Below are 22950 nucleotides of genomic sequence, written 5' to 3' on the forward strand. Positions count from 1 at the left end.
CCGCCGCGGGAGCCGGATGCGTCTCGACGGAGCGCGCAAGCGATCAACCGTCGAATGGGAAACGCTGTGTTCCATCCAACGGATCGTTGCCGAGGGCAAGCCATAAAGCACGGGCGCGGTGGATGAGAGCCATCTGCCGCGCCCGAAATACCGCCTTGCGTTCAAGAAACCGCGACCCACCGTGCGGGGATACCCCCGGCAACCGGCCGACGCCGATCACCACGACGGGCGATCAGTTCCCGCCGCCGATGGAGCTCTTGATGCCGGTCTCGCCCAGGGTCCTCAGGCCGATGCGCAGCAGGATGCTGTTGCTGGGCGAGGTGTCGACGCCGGTGAGGGTGTAGCTGGAGATGTAACTCAGCGCGAGCGTGAAGCAGTCGTCCATGTAGGTGATGCCGAACTGGGTATAGTCGAAGCCCGACTGGACGATGTTGTAGCGGACCGCGCCGTTGAGGCTCCAGTTCTCGTTGAGCTTGTAGCCCGCCGTGGCGAACACGCCCTCGCGGCTGTCGTAATAGCCGAGCAGCGGCTGGGGCGCGTAGCGACCATAGATGGCCGACAGGTTCCACCGGTCGATCTGCGTGCGCCCTTCCATCTCGAAGCGCTGCAAGGAGCCATTGTCCTCGGCGAAGCGGGCGCGGCTGATCAGTTCCAGCTTGTCGGTCGGCGCGTAGCTGACGCGGGCCACGTAGTCCGAGACATTGGTGTCGAGGCCGGATTCGAGGCCGGTGTTCGCCATGTCGCCTTCGGCGAAGGAGTTCAGGCCGAACAGATGGTAGGACTGGCCGACCAGGGCGCTGATGACGCCGGCATTCTGGATCGCCGCGGTATAGCTGACGCCCACGTTGAGGCGGCCGCCGCCTTCCACCCGGTCGTAGCCGGAATATTTGTCGATGGCGAACAGGGTGGTGTCGTCGAACACCAGGCTCTGCGCGTCCTCGTTGGGGAACTTGCCGATGCTGGTCTCGTTCGGCCGCAGCACCAGCTGGGCGCGCGGCTCGATGGTCTGGGTCCCCCAGTTTTCCACCGAGATGAACGGATACTTGTAGTCGAGGCCGACCGCCGGCATGGCGCGGATCAGGCTCTCGTTGCCGGACTGTAGCACGTTCTGGCCGGCCACCGTGGGGCCGTCCGTATAGCTCGACGGCAGCGCGGAGATGTTGGCCTGGGCCACGTCCACCCGCACCTGGGCGAACGGCGTCCACATCTGGCCGGCGCTGTCGACGATGGTGCGCTTCCAATAAGCCTCGGCCGACAGGCGCGTATAGTCGCCGGGCGCGCCGCGCAGCAGGCACTGGGTCGCGTTGGGATTGCTGAGAGCGCAGGAACCGGCCGGAATGCCGATGCCGCCGGCGTTGGCATTGGCGGACGTGGTGCTGATGAAGTCCGCCTGGTCCCGGGTCAGCGTGGTGAAGTTGACGTTCACCCCCGCTTCGCCGCCCCATACCGGCTTACCAAACACGTAGCTATAGTCCATCGTCCCGACGACCGGCAGGCGATCCTGCTGGTCGGTCAGCGACATGCCGAGGAAATACATGCCCCGCACGTCGAAATAGCTGCGGTCGCCCTGCCCGGTCAGATAGGCCTGGGAGATGCGCTCCGTCACGTCAGCGGTCACGAAGCCGTAGTCGCGCAGGAAGGTGCGATCGGACACCATGGTGCCGTCCCAACCGAACACCCAATTCTGGTTGATGGCGAACTCGCCGTGCGACTCGACCATGCCGCGATTGTCGCGGTAGCCCGGCAGGACACCGCCGCTGATGAAGGCGTCCTTGTTGAGCTGATTGATGCCGGCCGCGCGGATGCTGTAGGAGCCGTTGTCCAGCCGCTGGCGCCACTCGCCGCGCATCAGCACACCCTGTTCGGAGAAGAACATGGGATCGAAGGTGATGTCCCGGTCCGGCGCGATGTTCCAGAAGAACGGCACGCTGGCGCCGTAGCCCACATTGCTCGACGTGAAGAATTCCGGAAACAAGAAGCCGGTCTTGCGCTTCACGGTCGGATCGGGCGACGAGAAGTACGGGAAGTACGCGATCGGCATTCCGAAGAATTCCATCGTCGCGTTCTGATAATAGATCATCTTCTCGTCTTCGTTATGGATGATCCGGGTCGCCTTGATCTGCCACAGGGGCGGCTTTTCCGGCTTGTCCTTGCACGGCTCGCAAGCCGTGTAGACACCATTCTGGAAGACGGTGACGTTGCCTTCCGCGCGATCGGCGCGGGTGGCGGCGAAATGGGTCTTGTCGGGCGTGTCGAGGCGCAGGCTGTTGATGAAGCCCTCGCTCAGGTCCCGCGACAACTCCAGGTTGTCGGCGGTGATGATCTTGCCGTCCTTCTGCTTCAGGCGGACGTCGCCCTCGGCCATCACCTTGTTGGTCTTCTGGTTGAAGGTGACCTTCTTCGCCTCGACCGACGAGCCGTCATAATACATCTGCACGTTGCCGACGGCGGCAATGGTGTCGTTCTTGTAGTCGTAGACCAGCTGGTCGGCGGTCACGAGCATCTTGGCATTGGGGTCCGTCTTGGGGTTCGCCATGGCGAACCCGCTGGCCGGCGACGGCGCCTGCGCCGAAGCGGCGTCGGGCACGGCGGCGAGGCCAAGCACCAGGACGGCGGTGGCCATGACGGTCCCTATCCCGCGCAGCACGCTGCGCAGGCCGGTCCCGGCCAGGGCCACGGAGGGGTGAAACCCGACCGTCATCCGTCCTCCCGATGCAACAGGATCAATACCCCCATGAAAATGCCGGCGAGCGCTGGAAACCATGCAGCAGCAATGGGATGCACCACGCCAGCGTCACCAAGATCCTCGGCAAGCTTGGTTCCCAGATAAAGCAGAAACCCCGCGAGCACGCCACCGAGAATCGTCTGTCCCACACCGCCGAAGCGAAACACCCTTAAGCCAACCACTGCGGCAATGAGTACCATGGCCACGAGCAGGAACGGCCGGGCCAAAAGACTCTGCAGCTGCAGACGGTATTTCGCCGCGCCGAAGCCCGATTGCTCGGCGCTGCTGATGGCGTCGGGCAGTTGCCAAAAGGACACGGTCTCGGGGGAGACGAGGGTCTCCTGGATCTGCTTGGGGTCGAGCTTGGTGGCGATGAGATAGCTGGAAAACGCCTGCTGCTCGCCGCCGGGCACGACCACCCGCGCATCGCTCAGCGTCCACACTCCCTCACCCAGCGTCGCGGTGCGCGCCTCCACCCGCTCCATGAGCAGGCCGGCGCGATCGAACTCGAACACCGTCACGCCCGACAGCACCCGCCCGCCCTGCTGGGAGGCGGCGGCCTGGATGATCGCCTGTCCGTCCACGCTCTGCTGGCGGATCCAGAAGCCGGCGGAGCCCTGCGCGAAGAGGCCGGACGAGGTGTTGAAGATCTCGGCCTCCATGCGGTTCGCCCGCTCCTTGAAGTCGGCGGAGACGGGATTGAAGACGCAGGTGGCGAACACCCCGATGAGGAACGCCACCGCGATGGGCGGGAAGGAGAACTGCCAGACCGACAGGCCGACCGCCCTTGCCACTACCAGTTCCAGCTTGCGCGAGAGCGTCACGAAGGTCGCCATGGCGCCGAACAGCACCGCGAACGGCAGCAACTGCTCGGTGAAGGCCGGGGTGCGGTAGATGGTCAGCAGCGCCACCATGGGCACGCCGACCGCATCGCGATCGGCCACGCGGCGGCTCATCTCCAGGAAGTCGACCAGCATGATGAGGGCGACGCAGGACAGGAAGATCATCGCCACGGCCGACAGGAAGCGGCGTGCAAAATAGAACCCGAGCGTGCGGCCGATCATCTGCGCTCACGGAGCCGAGAGACGGGAGACGCGGCGGGACATGCTGTCCAGCACCCGGGACAGCGCGGCGGGCAGGGTCAGCGTCAGCCGTCCTTCCAGAACGAGGGCCGCCAGGATCATGGTCAGGACGGGCAGGATGTAGACCATGGGCACCGCCCAGTCGGCGGTGCGCAACTGGCCGGTCACGGCGAAATTGGCGATCTGCAGCGCGGTCATGATCGGCACGATGGCAGCCAGCGCGAGGCCACGGCTTTCACGCGTGGTGCGCGGCCGCGCCAATGCCGCCGCCGCGACGGCGAAGAAGGCCAGCGGATAGAGGCCGGAGGAGAGACGCTTGTGGAACTCCTCCCGGAAACGTCCGGGTTGCGTGATCAAATAGGCGTCATCCTTGGGCGGGGCCGTGACATAGACGAACGAGCGCTCGTTGGGGCGGATGTCGGCGCCGCTCTGCGCGCCCGGCGTCAGGGCCGAGAGGTCGAAGGCATAGCGCTGGAATTCCACCACCGAGCCATTGCTGGCGGCGCCGGGGACGCGACGGTGGATGGAGCCCTGTTCCAACACGAGGAAGATGCCGTTCTCTGTCTCTACGATCTGGCCACGATCGGCGACATAGGTGGATATTTCCTTTTCGCGCGCGTCATTGATGAAGACGCCGCTCATGATGCCGTTCTTCGCCCGGTCGCGGACGTGGAAAACCAGCCCCGGCGCGAGATTCACGAAGCGGCCGGGTTGGGCGACGAAGGATACAACGTCCGCGCGCACACGCGACACCTGATCGCGAAAGCTGCGCAAACTGGCCGGCACGAGGTCGATGGCGAGCGCGGCGCAGAACAGCGACACCAGCACCGCCAGCAGCATGAGCGAGCGCAGCACCCGCCAGTGGCTCATGCCGGCGGCGGCCATGACCACGATCTCGCTGTCGCCGTTCAGCTTCAGCAGCGTGTAGGCGGTGGCGATGAACAAGGCGGCCGGCGCGATCACCAGCACCAGGGTGGGCATGGTGAGCGAGGTGATGGCGACGAAGGCGAGAATCGTCTGCCCCTGGCTGGTCACCAGGTCGAGCTGGCGCAGAGCCTGCGTCGCCCAGATCATGCCGGCGAGCACCACTGTCACACCGACAAAGGCCACCGCAGCAGTCGAGAAAATGTAACGATCGAGACGGCCCATCAAGACCCGCGCCTTGTGCGCGCTCGCCGCCCCGACGCGCGCCTTTTGAATTGTTCCACTGGATAGCCGCAAGCTGGGCTTCGTGCAAATGCGCAGTTGCAGCGCGCCGCCGCCGCCGCCCTCACCGGGCCTCCAGAACCGCGCCGCAGGCAGCCGGCAAATCCGCCAGCATCAAGGGTGGGCGGGGTTTTTCCGGCTTCGGCGACGGCTTGGGATGGAGCACCTCGTCGGTGAACCACCAGGCGAGGTCCGCCCCGCAGCCATCGTCGGCCGCCGGCGGCTCCTGCGGCCGGCAGTCCGGGCTGTCCTTGGGGCAGAACAGGCGCACATGCATATGGTAGTCGTGCCCCCAGTAGGGGCGGACCTTGGACAGCCACGCGCGGTCGCCGTCCGCCTGCCGGCAGAGCGCCTTCTTGATGGCGGCATTGACGAAGATGCGCTCCACCTGGGGATCGCGCGCGGCGGCGCGGATCACCGAGAGATGATCCGGCGTCCACACCTTCTGGTCCACGTCCAGCCGGTCCGGCCGCACGATCATGGTGGCCGACAGCGATTCCCGCTCGCTCTTCGACAGCGTGCGACCGGGGCTGGGCGTCAGCCAGATGTCGGCGTCGAGGCCCACCTGGTGCGAGGCATGGCCGGTGCGCATGGGCCCGCCGCGAGGCTGCGACATGTCGCCGACGAGGAGGCCCGGCCAGCGCGACACCTTCGGCACATCGGCTGCGAAACGCTCCAGGAAGGCGATGAGGTCGGGATGGCCCCAGGCGCGATCGCGCGACGGGCGCATGGCCTGCCACAACGGCCCCTGGCCGGACGGGCTGGCCGCGGCGGCGGGTCCGTCCGCCGGCAGCGGGACGCCGCCCGCGAGGCAGCCCTTGGAATAGAAGCCGATGGACCGCGCGGCGAACGGAGCCGGGCCCGCGGCGGCGCCGAACAATTCCTTGGCCGGCGTCTGCGCCGGCTGTGCGGCGGCGATCTGCGGCAGCGCCAGGAGGATGGCGCCGGCGATGGCGAGGCCCCGCCGCGCCGCCAGGGCCGGCCGCGTCAGGGGCTTGCGAGCCCTCATCACACCGTCCCGTGCGGGTTCATGATGACGAAGTCGGGCCCCGATCGCGTGCCCGGATCGGCCGGCAGGTCGGTCACCAGCAAGGTGGCGCCCGGCACGAGCAGGGCCGCCAGTTGCCGGTTGATGGCCGGCTCGACCACGATGCGCGAGAGCGCCTCCTGGGCGACGCCCGCCTTGTTGCCGCCGCCCTCGAAGCTCACCGCCATCCAGCGGGGCGGCTGGCCGGGCGCCGGGGCATTGAGCAGATAGACCACATTGCCCAGCGGCTTGCCCGGATCCTGGACGGACAGCGCGCCGCTCAGCACCTCGACGCCGCTGCGCAGCACGATGATGCGCCGGTCCGATCCGCTGGCGACGACGGAGATCGGGCCGCCCGTGCCGTTCGGCGCCTTCGCCCCCGCTTCCTCGGCCCCGCTTTCCAGCGCGGCGACAATATCCTGCGGCAGCACGAGGCCGGGATCGAGCACATCCTCCGGCCCGTTATGGCCGTCGGAGATGATGACCGGCGTGCCGACCTCGGTCACGCCATAGAGCAGCTTGGCGAAGGCCAGCGGCAGGTGCACGCAGCCGTGCGAGGACGGGTAGCCCGGCAACCCGCCCGCGTGCAGCGCCACACCCGACCAGGTGAGGCGCTCGGAATAGGGCATGGAGGCTTCGTTATAGAGCGAGGAATGGTGGTCCACGTCCTTGGCCAGGATGGTGAACACGCCGGTGGGCGTCAGGTGGCCCTCGCGGCCTGAGGAGATGGCCGTGACGCCGATGCGCACGCCGTTGCGATAGACGAAGCAGCGCTGGTCCGGCAGCGCCACGACGATGGCCACCATCCCTTTCGGCGATCGCTCGGGATACCAGACGAACTGGCCGGGCTTGAGGGCGCGGATCGCCACCTCGTCGGCATCCTCCGCCGCCCGCACCGGGCCGAGCGCCGCAAAGGCGGCCCCGCCGCCGAGCGCCGCCGCCAGCCGCAGCACGCCGCGCCGATCCATGGTCTGTCCCGCATGCATTGCCGATTCCCCCGGTCCGCCGCCCCGACAACCATACCGCCGCATGGTAAACGCGAGGTTAGGACGGGAAACGGCGCCGGACCGCAACGCCCAGCCGACCGATGCGCCGGCGGTCAGGTGGCGTAGGGATTGTCCTTCTCGCGCAGCGTCAGCCGGATCGGCACGCCGGGCAGCTTGAAGGTCTCGCGCAGTCCGTTGGTGAGGTAGCGCAGATAGCTCTCCGGAATCGCTTCCGGGCGCGAGCAGAACAGCACGAAGCTCGGTGGCCGCGCCTTGGGCTGCGTCATATAGCGGATCTTCACCCGGCGCCCGGACACCGCCGGCGGCGGGTGGGAATCGGTGGCGTCCTGCAGGAAGCGGTTCAGCGGGTTGGTGGCGATGCGGGTGTTCCACACCGCATAGGTCTCGGCGATGGCTTCCACCAATTTGTCGAGACCGCGCCCGGTCAGGCCCGACAAAGGCACGATCGGCACGCCCCTGACCTGCGGCAGCCAGTGGTCCGCCTCCTCGCGCAGCCGCGAGAAGGCGGCCGGGCCCACGAGATCGGACTTGTTGTAGCCCAGCACCAGCGCACGGCCCTCGCGCGCCACCAGGTCGGCGATGCGCAGGTCCTGCTCCTCGAACGGGCGGGTCGCGTCCATCAGCACCACCACCACCTCGGCGAACTTCATGGCTCGCAGGGCGTCGGAGGCGGACAGCTTCTCCAGCTTGTCCTCGATGCGCGCCCGCTTGCGCAGGCCGGCGGTGTCGTAAAGCTCCAGCGGGCGGCCGTTCCAGGTCACCCGGACCGAGATGGAATCGCGGGTGATGCCGGCCTCCGGGCCGGTGAGCAGGCGATCCTCGCCCAAGAGGCGGTTGATGAGGGTGGACTTGCCGGCATTGGGACGGCCGATCACCGCCACCTTGATGGGGCGGTTCGGATCGGGCTCGCCGTCGGCGTCCTCGTCCGCTTCGATCTGCGGCTGGGTCTGCGCCGGCAGGGCGTCACAGATGGCGTCATAGAGGTCGGACAGGCCCTCGCCGTGCTCGGCCGAGAGCGGAATGGGGGTGCCGAGGCCGAGATCATAGGCCTCCAGCGCGCCGGCCTCACCGCCGCGACCTTCGCTCTTGTTGGCCACCAGGATCGTGGGCTTGCCCGACCGGCGCACCAGGGAGGCGAAGGCCCGGTCGGTGGGCGTCAGGCCGGAGCGCGCGTCGATCATGAACAGCAGCGCGTCGGCGTCGCCGATGGCGGTCTCGGTCTGCGCCCGCATGCGGCCTTCCAGGCTGCCGGGATCGGCCTCCTCCAGGCCCGCCGTATCCACGATGCGGAAGGAGAGGTCGCCGAGCCGCGCGTCGCCCTCGCGCCGGTCGCGGGTCACGCCGGGGCGGTCATCCACCAGCGCGAGCTTCTTGCCCACCAAGCGGTTGAACAGGGTGGACTTGCCCACATTGGGACGGCCGACGATGGCCAGGGTGAAGGACATGGCTTTGACTCTCATGGCGGACGCGGCCCGTGCGAGGCCGCGCTCGTCGCCACGATGTACGATTAGAATACGTTCCCCTCCGCGACCATCCCGGCGATGCGGGAAAAGCCGGCGGAAGCGAGGTGACGGATTATTCCGGCTTCAGGCTCGGGGCAGCGCCGAGCGGCACGTTGGCATTGCTCGGCTGCAACAGCGGCGCCTTGTCCTCGACCCCGGGGACGCCGCCGGGGAACACCTGCGTGCGCGAGCCGGGCAGCGGCTTCTTGGTGTCGCCGAAGGGATTGAGCTTCTCAAGGCTCTCGCACCCGGTCACGCCGAGGGCAAGAACCAGGGCAAGGGCGATACGAACGCGTCCGCGCAGCATCCAGGCGCTCCTCATTGGGTGGCAGACGGGCCGGCGGCGGGCGCCGCGGGCGAAGCGGGGGCCGCCGCCGGGGCAGGCGCGGCCGCGGGAGCGGGGGCCGGCGCCGTCAGGGTGCGCAGCAGTTCCGCGCGCGAGCGCACCCCATAGGGGGCTTCCTGATCGCCGACGATGGTCGTGGCCGTGGCGTTCGCCGCGGCGAGGTCCCCGGCCTTGTATTGCGCCAGCGCCACCAGTTCACGGGCGGCATGGCGCAGCGGGCTCTGCCCGTCGGCCAGCGCCTGCACGCGCTGCTTCACCGCGTCCACCGTGCCGGTGTCCACCAGCAGCAGGCCGGCGCGGATGCGCGCCAGGTCGCGTTCGGTGGCGGCGAGGCCGGCATCCGCCGCCAAAGCGTCGAAGGCGGCGACGGCGCCCGCCACATCATGCGTGGCAAGCTCGCTGGCGGCGCGGAAGCGGGCCAGGGTCCTGTAGCCGGCCGGCGCATCCTTGGCGATGGCGGCGAAGGCAGCCTCCGCCTCCTGGTGCTTGCCGGCATCCGCGAGCTTGACCGCGGCCTCGAACTGCACGCTCGCCGCCTGGGCCTGCTTCTGGCTCCACCAGCGGTAGCCGCTATAGGCCGCCGTCCCGGCGATCACCGCCACCACGAAGAGGATGAGGTAGATGCCGAATCGGTCCCACAGCCGGCGAAACCGTTCGCGGCGCAGGTCTTCGTCAATCTCGTGAAAAATATCGGTCATTCAACGTCCAAACGCGCGGCCGCCCGGATCCGCCGGCGGAGCGGCGGCTGGGAAAGGGGCCGGTAAGGTATCCATGCGGCCGCATCGTGGCAAACCGGCCCGATTTCGCCATTTTTCCGGCATGGAGCCGATCACCGTTCGGTGCGGCTCCGTGCCGGCATCGGCCCGTGGTCAATCCGCCTTCTTCGCCTTCGGGGCATAGACATGCTCCGCGCCGGGGAAGGTGCGGGCCCGCACCTCCTGCGCATAAGTGGACACCGCCGCCTCGATGGCCGGGCCGAGCTCGGCGTATTTCTTCACGAACTTCGGCACCCGGGGCGCGAGGCCCAGCATGTCCTCCAGCACCAGGATCTGGCCGTCGCAGGCGGCGCTGCCGCCGATGCCGATGGTGGGCGGCGCCACTTCCTCGGTGATGCGGCGCGCCAGCGGCTCGGCGATGGCCTCCAGCACGATGGCGAAGGCCCCCGCCCGCGAGACGGCGAGCGCATCCTCCAGGATCTGCTCGGCCTCCACGTCGTCGCGGCCGCGCGCCTTGAACGAGCCCAGCGTATTGATGGCCTGCGGGGTCAGGCCCACATGGCCCATCACCGGCACGCCGCGATCCACCAGGAAGCGCACGGTCTCGGCCATGCGCACGCCGCCCTCCAGCTTCACCGCGCCCGCGCCGGTCTCCTTCAGCACCCGGGCGGCGGTGTGGAACGCCTCCACCGGGCTGGCCTCGTAGCTGCCGAACGGCAGGTCCACCACGATCAAGGCCCGCTTCGTGCCGCGCACCACTGCGCGGCCGTGCACGATCATCATCTCCACCGTCACCGGCACGGTGGTGTCCAGCCCGTGCATCACCATGCCGAGGCTGTCGCCCACCAGGATCACGTCCACATGCGCGTCCAGCAGCTGCGCGGTGTGCGCATGGTAGGAGGTGAGGCTGACGATGGGCTCGCCGCCCTTGCGGGCGCGGATCTCGGGCGCGGTGACGCGGCGCGCCTCGGCTTGGATGGACATGGCGGTTTCCTCTTGTCTTGTCGTTCCGTCTTCCGTTGGGGACGTGCTCTAGCCCATGACCGGCACGCCCACCACCAGCGGGTGGAAGACGAAGGCCAGCACCAGATACAGGACGATCCCGCCGACCACGGCGCCCACATCGCCGGTCCAGCCCTGCGGCACCACCGGCAGGGGCAACTGCCGGCGCTTCACCGAGATGCGGTCATAGACCGCCCAGGCCAGCACCGCCCCGAACAGCACGACGGAGGCGACGTCCCCATTGGAGAGCAGGTGCGCCAGCGCCCAGATCTTCACCCCCACCAGCATGGGGTGCTTGAGTTTGGCCTTGATGTGGCTCGGCACATAGGCGGCCACCAGCGCGATGGCCGCCAGCAGCATGAGCCCCATGGTGACGTGGCGCATGGCCAGGGGCGGGGTCCACAGCACCGCCGGCCCGGCGGCGCGCCAGAGGCCGTAGCCATAGGCGGTGAGCAGCACGCCGCTGGCGGCCAGCAGCGAATAGAAACCCTTGTAGGGCCCCTCCCCCACCTGGGCGATCAGCCCGGCGCGCAGGCCAGGCAGGCTCGACACCACATGGACGCCGAGGAAGAGCACAAGGCCGAGAAGCATCATCGCCATGGGAACAGGTGTCCGTGCAATCGCTCCCGCAATGCGGCGGGCGCCGGACCCTAGAATGCGACGGCGGGAGATGGAAGCGGTCTAAATCGCCGCCTGCCGTAGCGGCGCGCCCCGCTCAGCACGGCACGCCGTTGCGCGGCACGCATGGCAAAATCGGTGCCAAGGTCTTCTATTCGTCGTGCGCCCATGGTATCGGCCACTGCCAACTCGAAGCGCGCACGGCATCCGCCCCGGCGTCTCGAACCCGTCCCGGCGGACCACACCTCGTGATGGCCCGCGACCAGGAGTTGGCGATGTCCACACCCATTCATTCCCTTAACGGCTCGCCGTTCCGCGAAGCGCTCACGTTCGACGACGTGCTGCTCGTCCCCGGCGCCTCCGAGGTGATGCCCGGCGGGGTGAGCCTCGTCAGCCGCCTCACCAACACCATCACCCTCAACCTGCCGATCCTGTCCTCCGCCATGGACACGGTGACCGAGGCCCGCATGGCCATCGCCATGGCCCAGGCCGGCGGCATCGGCGTCATCCACCGCAACCTCACGCCGGAAATCCAGGCCGAGCACGTGCGGCAGGTGAAGAAGTTCGAAAGCGGCATGGTGGTGAACCCCGTCACCATTCATCCTGACGACACGCTGTCCGACGCGCTGGCCCTGATGAAGCGCTATTCCATCTCCGGCATCCCGGTGGTGGAGCGCGGCAACGGGCGGGTCGGCAAGCTGGTGGGCATCCTCACCAACCGCGACGTGCGCTTCGCCACCGACCCCACCCAGCGGGTGGCCGAGCTGATGACCAAGGACAAGCTGATCACGGTCACGGAGAACGTCAGCCAGGACGAAGCCAAGCGCCTGCTGCACCACCACCGCATCGAGAAGCTGCTGGTGGTGGACGGCAATTACCACTGCGTCGGCCTGATCACCGTGAAGGACATCGAGAAGGCGGTCGCCAACCCCAACGCAGCGAAGGACGAGCAGGGCCGCCTGCGCGTCGCCGCCGCGACCACGGTGGGCGACGACGGCTATGAGCGCACCGAGCGCCTCATCGACGCGGGCGTCGACCTCGTGGTGGTGGACACCGCGCACGGCCATTCCCGCAAGGTGCTGGACCAGGTGTCGCGCATCAAGCTGATGTCCAACACCACCCAGATCCTCGCCGGCAACGTCGCCACGGCGGACGCCACCAAGGCGCTGATCGACGCCGGCGCCGACGCGGTCAAGGTCGGCATCGGCCCCGGTTCCATCTGCACCACCCGCATCGTCGCCGGCGTGGGCGTGCCGCAGCTCACCGCCGTGCTGGACGCGGTGGAGGCGGCGCACGCCACCAACACCCCGGTGATCGCCGACGGCGGCATCAAGTTCTCCGGCGACCTCGCCAAGGCGCTGGCCGCCGGCGCGTCCTGCGCCATGGTCGGCTCGCTGCTGGCCGGCACCGAGGAGAGCCCCGGCGAGGTGTTCCTCTATCAGGGCCGCTCCTACAAGGCCTATCGCGGCATGGGCTCGGTGGGCGCCATGTCCCGCGGCTCGGCCGACCGCTACTTCCAGGCGGAAGTGCGCGACGCGCTGAAGCTGGTGCCGGAAGGCGTCGAGGGCCAAGTGGCCTACAAGGGCCCGGTGGGCACCGTGCTGCACCAGCTCGCCGGCGGCCTGCGCGCCGCCATGGGCTATGTGGGCGGCGCCAACCTCACCGAGTTCCGCGAGAAGGCGCGCTTCGTGCGCATCTCCTCCGCCGGCCTGCGCGAGAGCCACGTGCATGACGTGACCATCACCCGCGAGAGCCCGAACTATCCCACCAGCGTCTGAGGGTTCGGCGCGCGATCGGATTGAAAAACGGCCGGCGGCCTTCCGCCGGCCGTTTGCGTTTCCGCTCCCCCCGCGCGGCCCGAGTGCCGTAACGTGAACGTATAAACGCGTGAAAAATCAGGCTGTCCGACGGTTTCCCGCTTCCTTTCGGAACGGAAGCGAAGGATGCTTTCCCCAACGGTCGTCCGGGCACCTCATGCCCGGCGCGGACCATGAACAAGCGGGCGCCAAGTCCGTTACGGGAAGGAAGCAACGCCTATGCCGCGCCATCGTCACGCCTGCGCCGTCACCCGCCGTTCCGCCTTGCCGCTGCTCGCCGGCACGCTCAGCGCCCTGGCCCTGCTGGCCGGCCCGCTCGGCCTCGCCCCCGCCCGCGCGCAGATGAGCGACCTCAAGATCATGGCGCCGGCCTCGCCCGGCGGCGGCTGGGACCAGACCGCGCGCTCCATGCAGCAGGCCCTGGTCACCGCCGGCCTCGTGCGCAGCGTGCAGGTGACCAACGTCACCGGCGCCGGCGGCACCATCGGGCTGGCGCAGTTCATCAACGGCGCCAAGGGCGATCCCAGCCAGCTCATGGTGATGGGCTATGTGATGGTGGGCGCCATCCTGACCAACAAGGCGCCGGTGAGCCTCGACCAGGTGACGCCCATCGCCCGGCTGACCGAGGAGACCGAGGCCATCGTCGTGCCCGCCGCCTCGCCCATCAAGACCATCCAGGAGCTGGCGGCGGCCATCAAGGCCAATCCCGGCAAGGTCACCTGGTCCGGCGGCTCGGCCGGCGGCGTCGACCACATCGCCGCCGCGCTGTTCGCCCAGATGGCCGGGGCGGACCCCAGCAAGATCAACTACATTCCGTTCTCCGGCGGCGGCGAGGCGCTGGCCGCCGTGCTCGGCGGCAAGGTGACCGCCGGCATCTCCGGCTATGGCGAGTTCGAGAGCCAGGTGAAGGCCGGCAAGCTGCGCGTGCTCGCCGTGACGGCGGCCGAACGCCTGGACGGCGTGGACGCGCCCACCCTCACCGAGGCCGGCATCGCGCTGAAGATCACCAACTGGCGCGGCGTAATGGCCCCGGCCGGCCTCACGCCGGAACAGCGCAAGACGCTGGTGGATCTGGTGGAGAAGATGGCCAGGTCCCCCGCCTGGCAGGACATCCTGAAGCAGAAGGGCTGGGACGACGCGCTGCTGACCGGCGACGCCTTCGCCGACCTGCTGAAGCAGGAAACCGCCCGTACCGCCGAGGTGCTGAAGTCCGTCGGGCTGGTGAAGCCCTGAGCGGCCGGGCGCGGCTGCGGCGGCGGGCCCTCGCCGTCCGCCGCGCCGCCCCTTTCCATCGTCCGTTCTTCCTCGCCCGCCGCCGCGCCGCCTCAGGAGGCTTCATGGACCGCAAGCTGAACCGGCCCGACAGCGCCGGCATCGCCATCGCCGCCGGCCTCGCCGCCCTGGCGGGCGTGATCTGGTGGGACGCGACGACCCTGTCCTCCGGCTCGCCCTACGGCCTCGGTCCCGACGCGGCGCCGAAGGTGGTCGCGATCGGCCTCGCGATCCTGGCGCTGGCCAATCTTGTCTCCGCCTGGCGTGGCCAGATGCCCCACCGCGAGCGGGGCGACCTCAAGGCCATCGGCTGGATCCTCGGCGGCATGGTGGCGCTGATCGCCATCATCGCCTTCGGCGGCGGCTTCATCCCGGCCACCGCCATATTGTTCGCCGCCACCGCCCGCGCCTTCGGCCGGCGGGCGCTGCTGGCGGACCTCGGCATCGGCCTCGTGCTCGGCGTGGTGGCCTATCTGCTGTTCGCCAAGCTGCTGACCCTCTCCCTGCCCACGGGGCCGCTCGAACAGCTCATCTGAGGTCCCGCCCCATGGATACGCTCGGCGCCCTGCTCCAGGGCCTCTCGGTGGCCATCGCCCCGATGAACCTGCTGTTCGCGCTCATCGGCGTGCTGCTCGGCACGGCGGTGGGCGTGCTGCCCGGCATCGGCCCAGCGCTCACCGTCGCGCTGCTGCTGCCGGTCACCTACAAGCTCGACCCGGCCGGCTCGCTCATCATGTTCGCGGGCATCTATTACGGCGGCATGTATGGCGGCTCCACCACCGCCATCCTCATCAACACGCCCGGCGAGAGCGCCTCCATGGCCACCGCCTTGGAGGGCAACAAGATGGCCAAGGCCGGGCGCGGGGGGCCTGCGCTCGCCACCTCGGCCATCGGCTCGTTCGTGGCCGGCACCATCGCCACGCTGGGCCTCACCTTCCTGGCACCCTCCCTGGTGGAGATCGCCGTGCAGTTCGGGCCGGAGGACTATTTCGCGCTGATGTGCGTGGCCTTCGTCACCGTCTCCGCCACCTTCGGCGACAGCCCGGTGCGCGGACTGACCTCGCTGTTCATCGGCCTCGCCCTCGGGCTGGTGGGCATCGACAAGCTCACCGGCCAGTCCCGCCTCGCCTTCGGCACGCCGGAACTGCTGGACGGGGTGGAGATCACTACCCTGGCGGTCGGCCTGTTCGCCATCGGCGAAGCGCTGTTCGTGGCCTCGCGCAGGCATCTGGAGGAGGAGAAGCTGGAGCCGATCCGCGGCTCGCTCTGGATGACGCTGGACGACTGGCGGCGCTCCTGGAAGCCCTGGCTGCGCGGCACCGCGCTCGGCTTTCCCATCGGCGCCCTGCCGGCCGGCGGGGCGGAGATCCCCACCTTCCTGTCCTATGCCGTCGAGCGGCGACTGACCAAGCATCCGGAGGAATTCGGCAAGGGCGCCATCGAGGGCGTCGCCGGTCCCGAGGCGGCCAACAACGCCTCGGCGGCGGGCACGCTGGTGCCGCTGCTGACGCTCGGCCTGCCCACCTCCGCCACGGCCGCCATGATGCTGGCGGGCTTCCAGCAATACGGCCTCAATCCGGGGCCGCTGCTGTTCGCCGACCATCCGCAGCTGGTGTGGGGGCTGATCGCCTCGCTCTATCTCGCCAATGCCATGCTGCTGGTGCTGAACCTGCCGCTGGTCGGGCTGTGGGTGCGGCTTCTGGCCATTCCCCAGCCCTGGCTCTATGCCGGCATCCTGGTGTTCGCCACCATGGGCACCATCGCCGCCAAGCCCTCGGTGGTGGAGTTGGGCATGCTCACCGTCTTCGGCCTGATGGGCTACCTGATGCGGCGGTTCGACTATCCCGTCGCCCCGGTGGTGGTGGGGCTGATCCTCGGCCCGGTGGCCGAGGCGCAGCTGCGCCGGGCGCTCTCCATCAGCCTGGGCGATCCCATGGTGCTGCTGGAAAGCCCGATCTCGGCCACCTTGCTGGCGGTGGCTGCCATCGCCCTCATCGCCCCCTTCGTGATGAAGAACCTCGGGCGGTTCAAGGCGAACGAGGACTGAGCCTTCAGTTCGCGGCGCGCTTGATCTGCCAGCAGCCCACCACCTTGCTGGTGGGGAAGGAGTGCGCGTAGCACAGGTCGATGGTATTCAGGTCGCGCAGCGTGAAGGTGTACTGGCCGTCGTCGTCCAGCGCCACGCCGGTGCGGTTGTCGAGGCTGATGGCACCGATCACCGTCTCGGTGAACTTGCCATTGGTCGACGTCCCGACGAAGCGGTTGCCGTCCTGCTTGGTGAAGACATAGGTCATCTCGACCGCATTGGGCGGCAGGTTCGGCCCGTTGGATTCGGCCACCCGATAGGGGTTGGAGCCGATATGAACCACCGTCGCCATCCCCTTCCAGGTGCCGACGAGGTTGGGCGCCTCCTGCGCGGAGGCGGCGCCGGCCAGCGCCATGAGCACGCCGACGCCGCCCATGGCGGCGAGCTTCCGAATTCTGGACATTGGTCTCCCCCAGGATCGCAACCCGCGGCGGGCGGGCGGCGCATCCTGCAACCGGGAGCCGGAAAAGGACAGGGGTCGGCGCGTGGCCTTCCCCCGCCGCCCCCTCACTCCGCCGCGGCGCGGCGGGCGGGGTCGTAGTTCAGGATCGGCGCGAGCCAGCGCTCGCCCTGCTCCACGGTCCAGCCCTTGCGGGCGGCATAGTCTTCCACCTGGTCGCGCTCGATGCGGCCGACGCCGAAATAGGCGCTCTGCGGGTGGGAGAAATAGAAGCCCGACACCGCCGCGCCCGGCCACATGGCGAAGCTCTCGGTCAGTTCCAGGCCGATCTGGGCGGTGGCGTCCAGCAAGGTGAACAGCGTGCCCTTCTCGGTATGGTCCGGCTGGGCCGGATAGCCCGGCGCCGGCCGGATGCCCTGGTACTTCTCGGCGATGAGGTCGTCATTGGTCAGGGCCTCGTCCGCCGCATAGCCCCACAGCTCGGTGCGCACGCGGTGGTGCATGCGCTCGGCGAAGGCTTCCGCGAGGCGGTCGCACAACGCCTTGAGCAGGATGGCGGAATAGTCGTCATTCGCCGCCTTGAAGGCGTCGGTGCGCTCCTGCTCGCCGATGCCGGCGGTGACCGCGAAGCCGCCCACATAGTCCGCAACGCCGGTGTCGAGCGGCGCCACGAAGTCCGACAGTGCCAGGTTGAAGCGGCCTTCCCGGCGGGCGAGCTGCTGGCGCAGGGTGTGCAGGCTGGCCAGCGGCGTCTTGCGGGTATCGTCGCGGAACAGGACGATGTCGTCGCCCACCGCATTGGCCGGCCAGAAGCCGACCACGGCGCGGGCGGCGACCCACTTCTCCTCGACCATCTTCTTCAGCATGGCCTGCGCGTCGGCGAACAGGGAACGGGCGGCCTCGCCCACCTTCTCGTCCTGGAGGATCGCCGGATAGCGGCCCGCCAGCTCCCAGGAGGAGAAGAAGGGCGTCCAGTCGATGAACGGCACGATGTCGGCGAGGTCGTAATCCACAAACGCCCTGGTGCCGAGGAAGGACGGCTTCGGCGCCACCGCGGCGAAGTCCAGCTTGAGGCCGTTCTCGCGCGCCTTGGCCAGCGGCACGCGCTGCTTGGCCGCGTCGGCGCGGGCATGGGCGTCGGCCAGCTTCACATACTCGGCCTTGATCTCGGCCATGTAGCCGTCGCGGGTCTCCGGGCTGAGCAGGTTCGACACCACGCCCACGGCGCGGCTGGCGTCGGTCACGTAGACCGCCTGCCCGCGCTGATACTGCGGCGCGATCTTCACCGCCGTGTGGACGCGCGAGGTGGTGGCGCCGCCGATCAGCAGCGGCACGCGGAAGCCCTCGCGCTCCATCTCGGAGGCGACGGAGACCATCTCGTCCAGCGACGGGGTGATGAGGCCGGAAAGGCCGATCACGTCCACCTTCTCCGCCTTGGCCACTTCCAGGATCTTGGCGGTGGGCACCATCACGCCGAGGTCGATGACCTCGTAATTGTTGCACTGGAGCACGACGCCGACGATGTTCTTGCCGATATCATGCACGTCGCCCTTGACGGTGGCCATCAGGATCCGGCCGGCGGCCGAGGCCTCGGTCAGGCCCATCTCCGCCTTTTCCTTCTCCATGAAGGGCATCAGATAGGCCACCGCCTGCTTCATCACGCGGGCGGACTTCACCACCTGGGGCAGGAACATCTTGCCGGAACCGAACAGGTCGCCGACCACGTTCATGCCCGCCATCAGCGGACCCTCGATCACGTGCAGCGGCCGGGCGACGGACTGGCGGGCCTCCTCGGTGTCGGCCTCCACATAATCGGTGATGCCGTTGACCAGGGCATGGGCGAGGCGCTTCTCCACCGGCAGCGTGCGCCAGGTGAGATCGGCCTCCCGCTTCTCCTTGCCCGCCCCGCCCTTGAAGCCTTCCGCCAGCGCCAGCAGGCGGTCGGTGGCGTCCGGGTTGCGGTTCAGCACCACGTCCTCGCAGGCCTCGCGCAGCTCGGCCGGGATCTCGTCATAGACCGCCAGCTGGCCGGCATTGACGATGCCCATGTCCATCCCCGCCTGGATGGCGTGATAGAGGAACACCGCGTGCATGGCCTCGCGCACCGGCTCGTTGCCGCGGAACGAGAAGGACAGGTTCGACACGCCGCCCGAGATGTGGGCATGGGGCAGGTTCTGCCGGATCCAGCGCGTCGCCTCGATGAAATAGACGCCGTAGGGCGCGTGCTCCTCAATGCCGGTGGCCACCGCGAAGACGTTGGGATCGAAGATGATGTCCTCGGGCGGGAAGCCGATCTCCTCCACCAGGATCTTGTAGGCGCGGGCACAGATCTGCGTCTTGCGCTCGAAGGTGTCGGCCTGGCCCTGCTCGTCGAAGGCCATCACCACCACCGCAGCGCCATAGCGGCGCACGAGGCGGGCATAGTGGCGGAAGGCGTCCTCCCCCTCCTTCATGGAGATGGAGTTCACGATGCCCCTGCCCTGGATGCACTTCAGGCCGGCCTCGATGATCGCCCACTTGGAGCTGTCCACCATCACCGGCACCCGGGCGATGTCCGGCTCGGCGGCGACGAGGTTGAGGAAGGAGACCATGGCCGCCTGGCTGTCCAGCAGGCCCTCGTCCATGTTCACGTCGATCACCTGGGCGCCGCTCTCCACCTGGTCGCGGGCAACCGCGAGGGCGGCGGCGAAGTCGCCATTGGTGATGAGCTTGCGGAAGCGCGCCGAGCCGGTGACGTTGGTGCGCTCGCCCACGTTCACGAACGGGATCTCGGGCGTCAGCTCGAACGGCTCCAGGCCGGACAGGCGCAGGCGCGGCTCGATCCGCGGGATGGCGCGCGGCGCCTTGCCGGCCACGGCCCGCGCGATGGCGGCGATGTGGTCCGGCGTGGTGCCGCAGCAGCCGCCGACGATGTTGACGAGGCCGGAGGCGGCGAACTCGCCCACCAGCTCGCCCATGGCCTCCGGGCTCTCGTCATAGAGGCCGAACTCGTTCGGCAGGCCGGCATTGGGATAGGCGCAGACGAAGGTGTCGGCGACCCGGCCCAGCTCGGCGATATGGGCGCGCATCTCCCTGGCGCCGAGCGCGCAGTTGAGGCCGATGGAGAAAGGCTGGGCGTGGCGCAGCGAATACCAGAAGGCACTCGGCGTCTGGCCGGACAGGGTGCGGCCGGAGAGGTCGGTGATGGTGCCGGAGATCATCACCGGCACGCGGATGCCGCGTTCCTCGAACAGCCCCTCGATGGCGAACACCGCCGCCTTGGCGTTCAGCGTATCGAAAATGGTCTCGATCAGCAGCAGATCGGAGCCGCCGTCCAGCAGCCCGCGCGCCTGCTCGCCATAGGCGATGGCCAGTTCGTCGAAGCTGGTGGCGCGGAAGCCGGGATCGTTCACGTCCGGCGAGATGGAGGCGGTGCGGTTGGTCGGGCCGATGGCGCCGGCGACGAAACGGCGGCGGCCGTCCTGCTTCTCGGCTTCGATCGCCGCTTCCTTGGCGAGGCGCGCGCCCTCCACGTTCAGCTCATAGGCCAGCTCTTCCATGCCGTAGTCGGCCTGGGCGATGGTGGTGGAGGAGAAGGTGTTGGTCTCGACGATGTCGGCGCCGGCGAGGAAATACTTCAGGTGGATGGCCCGAACGTCGTCCTGCCGGGTCAGGTTCAGCAGGTCGTTATTGCCCTTCACGTCGCGCGGCCAATCGGCGAAGCGCGCGCCGCGATAGCCGGTTTCGTCCAGCTTCAGGCCCTGGATCATGGTGCCCATGGCGCCGTCCAGCACCAGGATGCGCTCCCGCGCGGCGATGATGAGGGCAGATTGGGCCGCGTCAGGGCCGGTCGGAGCGGGGACGGTGGTCATCGGAACCTCGTGGCTCGGCGGGGCCGAGAGCGGCGGAACGGGAAGGCCGGAGAGCCCAGGATTACTGGCTGTGCTTTTCGAGTGCCGCAAGGCGGCTTTCGATCTTCTCAAGGCGCTGCTCCACCTCCGCCACCGTGTAGCGGCCGAGGACGGATTCGCCGATCATTGCCTGGCGCAGACTTTCGAGCCGTTTGGAATTCTCGGCGACTTCGCCTTTTACCAAGCCGATTTCGCCATCCAGCTTGCCGAACCGCGCGTCCATGTGGGCTCGCAGTTCTCGCAGCAAGGTCGGGATCATATTGTCCGGCTCGCGTGCCATATCGCTCTCCTTACCCTGCCGCCGCCTGTAGGACAGCTTCTGCCGTCTGCGGGCGCAGGCCCAGCAGATGGCAGACCGCATAGACAAGATCAGCGCGGTTCAGCGTATAGAAATGGATATCCGTGACACCGCGATCAACCAGGTCCATCACCTGCTCGGCGGCGACGGCGGCGGCGATGAGCTTGCGCGTCTCGGGGTCGTCGTCCAGCCCCTCGAAGCGGGCCGCGAGCCAGGACGGCATGCTCGCCCCGGTGGCGGCCGCGAACTTCGCCGCCTGCTTGAAATTGGTCACCGGCAGGATGCCCGGCACGATGGGGATGTCGATGCCCCGCGCCCGCACCTTGTCCATGTAGCGGAAGTAGACGTCGTTATCGAAGAAGAACTGGCTGATGGCACGGCTGGCGCCGGCGTCCACCTTGCCCGCCAGCACGTCGATGTCGGCATCGATGCTGGGGCTCTCGGGATGCTTCTCGGGATAGGCCGAGACCGACACCTCGAAATCCCCCAGCCGCTTGATGCCGGCCACGAGGTCGGCTGCATAGGCATAGCCGCCGGGATGCGGGGCATAGGCGGTGCCCACCCCCGTGGTGGGGTCGCCACGCAAGGCGACGATGTGCTTCACGCCGGCTTCCGCATAGGAGCGCACCACCTCGTCGATCTCCGCCCGCGTGGCGGCGACGCAGGTGAGATGCGCGGCCGGGGCCAGCGCCGTCTCCTTGACGATGCGCGCCACGGTGGCGTGCGTGCGCTCGCGGGTCGAGCCGCCGGCGCCGTAGGTCACCGAGACGAAGCGCGGGGCGAGCGGCGCCAGGCGGTCGATGGAGGCCCACAGGGTGCGCTCCATCTCCTCCGTCTTGGGCGGAAAGAATTCGAATGACACCGAGACCGGGGGCTTCCCCACCGCGCGGCTCGCCCTGACGGGGCCGGACATCACATTACCTCCCTATGGGCTCCGGCGGCGGCCTGCTTGCGCGGGTCGCGCCCCAGCCAGAGCGAAACGATCAACCGCCCGGCGGCATTCCGCTCGGGACCGAGGGCCTGATGCGCCAAGGGCTCAAGGCCGGCCTGCGCCATCCAGCCCTCCACCGTCTCGGCGGAGAAGCCGAGGCGGCGATGGGCATGGGCGTCGCGCAGGAATTCCAGGTCGTGCGGCGCGAAATCCACCACCAGCAGCCGGCCGCCCGGCTTGAGCACGCGGGCCGCCTCGCGCACGGCGCGCGCGCCGTCGTCGAGAAAGTGCAGCACCTGGTGGATGATGACCGCGTCGAAGCTGTCGCGCGGCATGGCCAGATTGAAGATGTCGCCCTGCCGCACCGAGCAGTTGCGCAGGCCCGCCCGCTCCAGATTGGCGCGGGCCACCGCCAGCATGTCCGGCGACAGGTCGAGCCCGAGCCCGCGCGTGATCTCGTGCCCGAACAATTCCAGCATGCGCCCGGTGCCGGTGCCGAGATCGAGCAGCGTCTCGATGCGCTCGCCGCCGAGTATGGCATGCACCGCCGCCTCCACCTCCGCCTCGGGAGCGTGCAGGCCACGGATGTGGCCCCACTCCTCCGCATGGGCGCGGAAATAGGCCTGGGCGGCGGCGGCACGGGCGGCGCGCACGTCGGCGAGGCGCTCGCGGTCGCGCAGGAGCACCGGGTCGGCGGGATCGAGCAGCGCCAGCAGGCGCAGCGCCAGCACGCCGTTCGGGCCTTCGGTGGCCCGGCGGTAGAAGACCCAGCTCGCCTCGCGGTGCCGCTCCACCAGGCCGGCCTCGGCCAGGAGCTTGAGGTGGCGCGAGATGCGCGGCTGCGACTGGCCCATGATCTCGGTCAGGTCCGACACCGTCAGGTCCGCCTCGCCGAGCACGGCGAGCAGGCGCAGGCGCGTGTCCTCGCCGGCCGCCTTGAGGCCGTCGAGCAGCGTGCCGAACGCCAGGCGCGGCGTAAATTCGGAAGGCAATCCAAAAGACATAAACATATCTTTATGTGCAAA

19 protein-coding genes are annotated in these 22950 nt (G+C 68.7%); 4 read left to right on the top strand and 15 right to left on the bottom strand.

The genetic code is table 11. From position 1 onward, the window contains the following. Positions 1-232: 232 nt before the first annotated feature. The 10 genes from YU1_RS28275 to YU1_RS0106565 all read right to left on the bottom strand — a co-directional run bounded on the left by YU1_RS28275 (position 233) and on the right by YU1_RS0106565 (position 11213). Positions 233-2701 carry an LPS-assembly protein LptD gene (locus YU1_RS28275; protein WP_051356569.1) on the bottom strand — a complete coding sequence of 823 codons (2469 nt, stop codon included), beginning with the start codon at positions 2699-2701 and terminating at the stop codon, positions 233-235. Beyond that, positions 2698-3789, bottom strand: a complete 1092-nt coding sequence (lptG, locus tag YU1_RS0106525) for an LPS export ABC transporter permease LptG (protein WP_029003384.1) — start codon at positions 3787-3789, stop codon at positions 2698-2700. Before lptG ends, YU1_RS28275 begins: the two co-directional genes overlap by 4 nt. 6 nt (positions 3790-3795) lie before the next feature. Beyond that, the gene (gene lptF / locus YU1_RS0106530) at positions 3796-4956 is read right to left on the bottom strand and encodes an LPS export ABC transporter permease LptF (protein WP_029003385.1); all 1161 of its coding nucleotides are present in this window, start codon (positions 4954-4956) and stop codon (positions 3796-3798) included. 121 nt (positions 4957-5077) lie between these two features. Beyond that, positions 5078-6022 carry a penicillin-insensitive murein endopeptidase gene (gene mepA / locus YU1_RS0106535; protein ID WP_051356570.1) on the bottom strand — a complete coding sequence of 315 codons (945 nt, stop codon included), beginning with the start codon at positions 6020-6022 and terminating at the stop codon, positions 5078-5080. Further along, positions 6022-7026: a L,D-transpeptidase gene (locus YU1_RS0106540; protein ID WP_029003387.1), complete on the bottom strand. Its 1005-nt coding sequence runs from the start codon at positions 7024-7026 to the stop codon at positions 6022-6024. The genes mepA and YU1_RS0106540 overlap by 1 nt, the downstream gene beginning before the upstream one ends. Positions 7027-7139: 113 nt before the next feature. Beyond that, the gene (gene der, locus YU1_RS0106545; protein WP_029003388.1) at positions 7140-8492 is read right to left on the bottom strand and encodes a ribosome biogenesis GTPase Der; all 1353 of its coding nucleotides are present in this window, start codon (positions 8490-8492) and stop codon (positions 7140-7142) included. A 130-nt stretch (positions 8493-8622) separates the two neighbouring features. Next, on the bottom strand, positions 8623-8856 hold the full coding sequence (locus YU1_RS28280; RefSeq protein WP_084539703.1) for a hypothetical protein: 234 nt from the start codon (positions 8854-8856) through the stop codon (positions 8623-8625). 11 nt (positions 8857-8867) lie between these two features. Further along, on the bottom strand, positions 8868-9593 hold the full coding sequence (locus YU1_RS0106555; protein ID WP_029003389.1) for a tetratricopeptide repeat protein: 726 nt from the start codon (positions 9591-9593) through the stop codon (positions 8868-8870). A gap of 171 nt (positions 9594-9764) precedes the next feature. Further along, positions 9765-10595 (bottom strand): 3-methyl-2-oxobutanoate hydroxymethyltransferase, encoded by an 831-nt coding sequence (gene panB / locus YU1_RS0106560; RefSeq protein ID WP_029003390.1) that lies wholly within the window; start codon positions 10593-10595, stop codon positions 9765-9767. 48 nt (positions 10596-10643) lie between these two features. Continuing rightward, positions 10644-11213: an NnrU family protein gene (locus YU1_RS0106565; protein ID WP_029003391.1), complete on the bottom strand. Its 570-nt coding sequence runs from the start codon at positions 11211-11213 to the stop codon at positions 10644-10646. A gap of 293 nt (positions 11214-11506) precedes the next feature. Here YU1_RS0106565 and guaB point away from each other — a divergent pair, with 293 nt between their 5' ends. The 4 genes from guaB (at position 11507) to YU1_RS0106585 (ending at position 16367) form a co-directional block, all read left to right on the top strand. Further along, positions 11507-13009, top strand: coding sequence for an IMP dehydrogenase (gene guaB / locus YU1_RS0106570; RefSeq protein ID WP_051356572.1), 1503 nt, complete (start codon positions 11507-11509; stop codon positions 13007-13009). A 258-nt stretch (positions 13010-13267) separates the two neighbouring features. Then, a complete protein-coding gene (locus YU1_RS0106575; protein ID WP_084539704.1) occupies positions 13268-14281 on the top strand; it encodes a Bug family tripartite tricarboxylate transporter substrate binding protein in 1014 nt (337 codons plus the stop codon). A 104-nt stretch (positions 14282-14385) separates the two neighbouring features. Beyond that, positions 14386-14856, top strand: a complete 471-nt coding sequence (locus YU1_RS0106580; protein ID WP_029003394.1) for a tripartite tricarboxylate transporter TctB family protein — start codon at positions 14386-14388, stop codon at positions 14854-14856. A gap of 11 nt (positions 14857-14867) precedes the next feature. Further along, complete coding sequence (locus tag YU1_RS0106585) at positions 14868-16367, top strand: tripartite tricarboxylate transporter permease (RefSeq protein WP_029003395.1); 1500 nt, start codon at positions 14868-14870, stop codon at positions 16365-16367. A gap of 4 nt (positions 16368-16371) precedes the next feature. Here the strand turns inward: YU1_RS0106585 and YU1_RS0106590 are convergent, their stop codons facing one another. From YU1_RS0106590 to YU1_RS0106610, 5 genes are all read right to left on the bottom strand, one after another. Beyond that, positions 16372-16809 carry a hypothetical protein gene (locus tag YU1_RS0106590; RefSeq protein ID WP_156921987.1) on the bottom strand — a complete coding sequence of 146 codons (438 nt, stop codon included), beginning with the start codon at positions 16807-16809 and terminating at the stop codon, positions 16372-16374. Between the two features lie 104 nt (positions 16810-16913). Further along, positions 16914-20657, bottom strand: a complete 3744-nt coding sequence (gene metH / locus YU1_RS28285; RefSeq protein WP_035714224.1) for a methionine synthase — start codon at positions 20655-20657, stop codon at positions 16914-16916. 61 nt (positions 20658-20718) lie between these two features. Continuing rightward, the gene (locus YU1_RS0106600) at positions 20719-20976 is read right to left on the bottom strand and encodes a hypothetical protein (protein ID WP_029003397.1); all 258 of its coding nucleotides are present in this window, start codon (positions 20974-20976) and stop codon (positions 20719-20721) included. 10 nt (positions 20977-20986) lie between these two features. Further along, on the bottom strand, positions 20987-21907 hold the full coding sequence (gene metF / locus YU1_RS0106605; RefSeq protein WP_035714227.1) for a methylenetetrahydrofolate reductase [NAD(P)H]: 921 nt from the start codon (positions 21905-21907) through the stop codon (positions 20987-20989). Then, entirely contained in the window at positions 21907-22929 is a 1023-nt protein-coding gene (locus tag YU1_RS0106610) for an ArsR/SmtB family transcription factor (protein WP_035714230.1), read from the bottom strand. Before YU1_RS0106610 ends, metF begins: the two co-directional genes overlap by 1 nt. Between the last annotated feature and the right edge of the window lie 21 nt (positions 22930-22950).

This window comes from Azorhizobium doebereinerae UFLA1-100, from assembly GCF_000473085.1.
Classification (GTDB): Bacteria; Pseudomonadota; Alphaproteobacteria; order Rhizobiales; family Xanthobacteraceae; genus Azorhizobium; species Azorhizobium doebereinerae.